Consider the following 4,845-nt stretch of genomic DNA (forward strand, 5'->3'; position numbering starts at 1 on the left):
GCCTCTACCTAACTTTCGAGACACATGACCAGGAAAGTATCACAGTCAAGGCAGGCTTTTCCTTTACATCAATTGAAAACGCAAGACTTAATCTTCAGACAGAGGCAAAAGATCTCACCTTCGATCAGGCAAAGACAAAAGCTCATACTATCTGGAATAATTACCTTGGCCGCATAGCTGTAGAGGGAAAGGTTCGCGAAGACAAAGTGAAATTTTACACCGGGTTGTATCATACCTTGCTTGGTCGCGGACTTGCCAGCGATGTCAATGGCGCTTATCCAAAGAACAAAGGCGGTGTTGGACAAATACCATTGAATGCCAAAGGCAAACCCGTACATAATCATTACAACACTGATGCTATATGGGGCGCGTTCTGGAATCTCACACAACTGTGGGTGCTGGCCTACCCAGAGTATTATTCCGACTTTGTGAAAAGCCAGTTACTGGTTTACCAGGATGCCGGCTGGCTCGGAGATGGAATTGCCAATAGCCGGTACGTTTCAGGTGTAGGTACTAACTTCGTCAGTCTTGTGATGGCAAGCGCTTATATGGCGGGCATTCGTGACTTTGATGTAGTCAAAGCTTACGAAGCATCACTCAAAAATGAGCTTAATGGAAAAGGTCGTCCGCATGGATCAGGTAAGCTCGATGTTGAGCAGTTTGTAAAATTCGGGTATGTCCCTCACCTCGACAAAGGTGTTGGCGGAGGAGAGCTGTGGCAGTTTTCTGCTTCACATACACTTGAATATTCTTTCAGTTCGTATGCTGTAGCGCAATGGGCAAAGGCGCTTGGTAAAAAGGATGATTATGAAAAACTGATGCGTTTGTCTCGGGGGTGGGAGCATCTCTACGATCCAACACTAAAGCTCGTGCGTCCAAAGCTCGCTGATGGTCGGTTCATCGATAACTTTAAACCTGGTGAGCCCTGGCGTGGATTCCAGGAAGGAAATGCATGGCAGTATACGTTTTATGTTCCGCATGATCCGGATGCGCTCGTAAAGAAGATTGGTCGTGACAACTTTAACATGCGCCTTGACAGCATCTTTACAACCTCTCAAAAAAATGCGTTTGGTGGTGGCACTACGCTTGATGCATTCTCCGGGCTCGCAGGCCTTTACAATCATGGCAATCAACCGAATCTTCATACGTCATGGCTGTTCAATTTCTCTGGCAAACCTTCACTTACACAAAAGTGGGTGCGGGCTATATGCAATGAGTTTTACGGCACCACAGGAATTCATGGCTATGGATACGGTCAAGATGAAGATCAGGGACAATTAGGTGCATGGTACGTTATCTCAAGTATCGGTCTGTTTGATGTGAAAGGTCTAACGGACTTGAAACCAACACTTGGAATAGGCAGTCCGTTGTTTGATAAGGTTACAATTAAACTACCTCCAACTTATGCAGAAGGGAAAGAGTTTGTGATTGAAACCCTCAACAATAGTCAAAAAAATGGATATGTACAGTCATTTAAATTGAATGGTAAAAAGATCAGTAAACCATTTATTAACCTGGCTGACATACTGAATGGCGGCAGACTTGTGCTGGAGATGGGAGAGAAGCCAACAGATGATTACAGGAATTAGTTTTGGAGTGTTTTATTATGTTCATACATATAGATAAGTTTAAACGAAAGCCATTTTTATGAATAAAAAAGCGTTTTGCTTTTGGATAGACATGCATTTTATATAAGATGTTTGGTGATATGTTTGAACATATATATCTTTAGCAAAAAAGAAGACGTAAGACTTTCGAATAGTAATTACAATAGGACGTAGGACAAATTTGGGTTAGGTTTTTCCGTTGCAGCGAGGGCTGAAAGCAATCCAAGTGTTGACAGCCCCACTGCACGGACATCCTTTATTAAATAAGACTTTGTTCACATAGCGAATCAGAAATAAGATGCCCAGGCAAAATGTCCCTCTATCATTTTTGGGTAAACACCCATTGACGGTAACAAACGAAAATAAAATTATGAATACATCGCGCATAGCAATAAGTTCCAGTTCAGCGTCTTCATCAGCTTTTGTAGTGAAGGTGTCTCTCGTAGCAGCCCTTGGTGGATTATTGTTTGGTTACGACACCGCTGTGATTGCTGGCGTTATAGGATATCTACAGAAACGATTTGAGCTGTCGCCTATCATGACGGGTTGGGCGGCGAGCAGTGCCATTTGGGGTTGTGCATTCGGTGCAATGATGGCAGGATACCTAAGCGATCGTTTTGGAAGAAAAAAAGTATTGATCCTCACGGCAGTCCTTTTCATTATTTCATCTCTGGGTGCAATGATTCCCACAAATCTTACGCAGTTTCTTATTGCAAGATTTATAGGAGGGCTTGGAATCGGTGCAGCCTCCATGTTGTCGCCTTTATACATCTCTGAGATTGCTCCCTCACGCAGCCGTGGTAGACTGGTGAGTTTGTATCAACTTGCGATTGTTATCGGAATTAACCTGATCTACTTTGTCAATTTGCTAATTGCTTCTTATGGAGACGAAGCATGGAACGTAGAAACAGGATGGCGTTACATGCTGGGTTCAGGAACAATTCCTGCCGTGTTATTTCTTTTACTTCTGTTCATCGTGCCTGAAAGTCCGCGCTGGCTGGTGAAGAAAGGAAAAGACGATGAGGCATTTGATACACTTGAAAAAGTAAATGGCACGGCCGAAGGAGAAAATGTATTGAATGAGATAAAAGAAACACTTGGTCAGGAAGTAGGAACGCTCTCAGATCTTTTCAGCAGAAGATTGAGACCCGCTTTGGTGATTGGCATTGTATTGGCGCTCTTCTCTCAGATCACCGGCATCAACGCAATCATATATTACGCTCCTGAAATTTTTAAAAGTGTAGGATTTGCTTCCGATTCTGCTTTGCTGCAGACCGTACTGATCGGTGCAATCAATACACTCTTCACGTTTGTCGCACTCTGGCTTATTGACCGTGCAGGACGCAAAACCCTTTTGCAATGGGGTGTAGCCGGGATGGTCGTGTGCTTGTTTGCAGTAGGCGTGTGCTTTCATTATAATCTAACGAGTGGACCCTGGTTGATCCTTTTCATTCTTGCATACATAGCCTTCTTTGCTTCTTCTCTGGGACCTATTCCCTGGGTACTGATTTCTGAGATCTTCCCGACAAGGACAAGAGGTATAGCCATGTCTTTCTGCACGGTGATCCTATGGGTTGGTGTACTGGCAATTACGCAATTTACGCCATGGCTACTGGAAAATGCAGGTGGCGCGTCTACCTTCTGGATATTCATGCTGAACGCCATTGTTTTACTCTGGTTTGTCTGGAAAAGAGCACCTGAAACCAAACAGCGTACGCTTGAGGAAATCGAACAGAGCTGGAAACGATAGTGAATAAATACAAAACCAGAAACGTGAAAGTAGCAGTTGGAATAGACATGGGAGGAACAAAGATCAAGCTTGGCTTGATTCGTGAAGGTGCTATTATAGCACAATCTTCATTGGCAGCTTCGTCCCATATAAATTTGATCGCAAGGCTAGCAGAAATCGCAGACAAAGTTGATGAAATGCTGGCCGAAAATAATGCAGAGCCTACAGGAATCGGGATAGCCTTTCCAGGAATCATCGATAGCACCCGTTATAAGGTCTTGTCGAAATATGTCAAGTATCCTGATTCACAGGGTGTCAATTTCTCACGATGGGCCATCGAACGATGGAACATTCCTGTAGCATTGGAGAATGATGCCAAAGCAGCACTCATCGGAGAGTGGCAGTTTGGAAATGGAAGGGGATCTAATAACCTGTTGCTGATTACGCTTGGAACAGGAGTGGGGTCTGCTGTAATGATTGATGGTCGCCTTTTATCCGGAAGAAATTTTACGGCAGGGAATCTGGGAGGGCACATGACGATTAATGTTCATGGCAAAGTCTGCAACTGTGGTAATATAGGTTGTGTGGAAACGGAGGGCTCAACATGGGCTCTCGCTGATCAAGTGAAGAATGCTCCTGATTATACTGACAGTTCGTTGTCTAAAGAATCGAACATCGATTTCAAGCATTTATTCACACATGCTGCTAACGGGGATAGATTAGCCCAACAAGTTCAAGACAAATGTCTGAAGACATGGTCGTTGGGTATTATAAATCTTATACATGCTTTTGACCCTGATCGGGTTGTGATTGGAGGGGGTATCATGGAAAGCCATCACATTTTACTCCCGTATATCCATTGGATGATTACTAGGCATTCGTGGGTAAAAGACAATCCTCCCGAACTGGTGGCCGCAGCGCACCCGCAAACCGCAGGGATGCTTGGAATGTACCATTTATTAATCCAGGGTAAGAAAACCCTTACATCGATACTATGAGATCAAATTTCGATAAATATCCTTCAATTAAAGTTAGTGAAAACAATGACGACTGCATTACAGGCTGGAGTAGCATCGCTACAACAATCAATGGTACTATTGCGGCAAAAGGAAAGAAGCGTGTTGTTGTTGTGATTGATTGTTATCAAGGTGTATATGAAGAAGTAGAAACAATACTGAGGAAAGAACTGAACTACAATCTTTTTGTAAGAAGTACAACCGCGTTTAAAGCACCGAAAAGTATCGAAGCTATGGTTTACCCAGATGTTACGGACGACCAGATCTTCGGCTTCATGACGAGACTTACTATTGGGAGATTTTTCGATGACGAAAAGTTGTCATCACTTCGAAAGGAAATTGAAGGTACGACCGAAGGTGTTGTTGTAGTGTATGGAGAAGGTGCAGCGTATGTTGCTTCGCAAAGTGACCTATTGATAAACCTGGAAATGGCGCGCTGGGAGATACAACTTCTCATGCGGAGAGGTAAGGTAAATAACCTGGGAGTAAAAAA

At 43.6% G+C, this 4,845-nt stretch carries 4 protein-coding genes; all 4 read left to right on the forward strand.

The genetic code is table 11. The features are described 5' to 3' along the window. On the forward strand, positions 1–1,589 hold a 1,589-nt coding region (locus tag KK060_RS24460), incomplete at its 5' end, for a glycoside hydrolase family 92 protein (protein ID WP_254157848.1). A gap of 316 nt (positions 1,590–1,905) precedes the next feature. Then, positions 1,906–3,357: a sugar porter family MFS transporter gene (locus tag KK060_RS24465; RefSeq protein ID WP_302180165.1), complete on the forward strand. Its 1,452-nt coding sequence runs from the start codon at positions 1,906–1,908 to the stop codon at positions 3,355–3,357. A gap of 23 nt (positions 3,358–3,380) precedes the next feature. After that, the gene (locus KK060_RS24470) at positions 3,381–4,334 is read left to right on the forward strand and encodes an ROK family protein (protein ID WP_254157852.1); all 954 of its coding nucleotides are present in this window, start codon (positions 3,381–3,383) and stop codon (positions 4,332–4,334) included. Then, positions 4,331–4,845: DUF8485 domain-containing protein (locus KK060_RS24475; protein WP_496196147.1), on the forward strand; the 515-nt coding region annotated here is incomplete at its 3' end. The genes KK060_RS24470 and KK060_RS24475, both read left to right, overlap by 4 nt.

The organism is Chryseosolibacter indicum (assembly GCF_018598585.1).
Classification (GTDB): domain Bacteria; phylum Bacteroidota; class Bacteroidia; order Cytophagales; family Cyclobacteriaceae; genus Chryseosolibacter; species Chryseosolibacter indicus.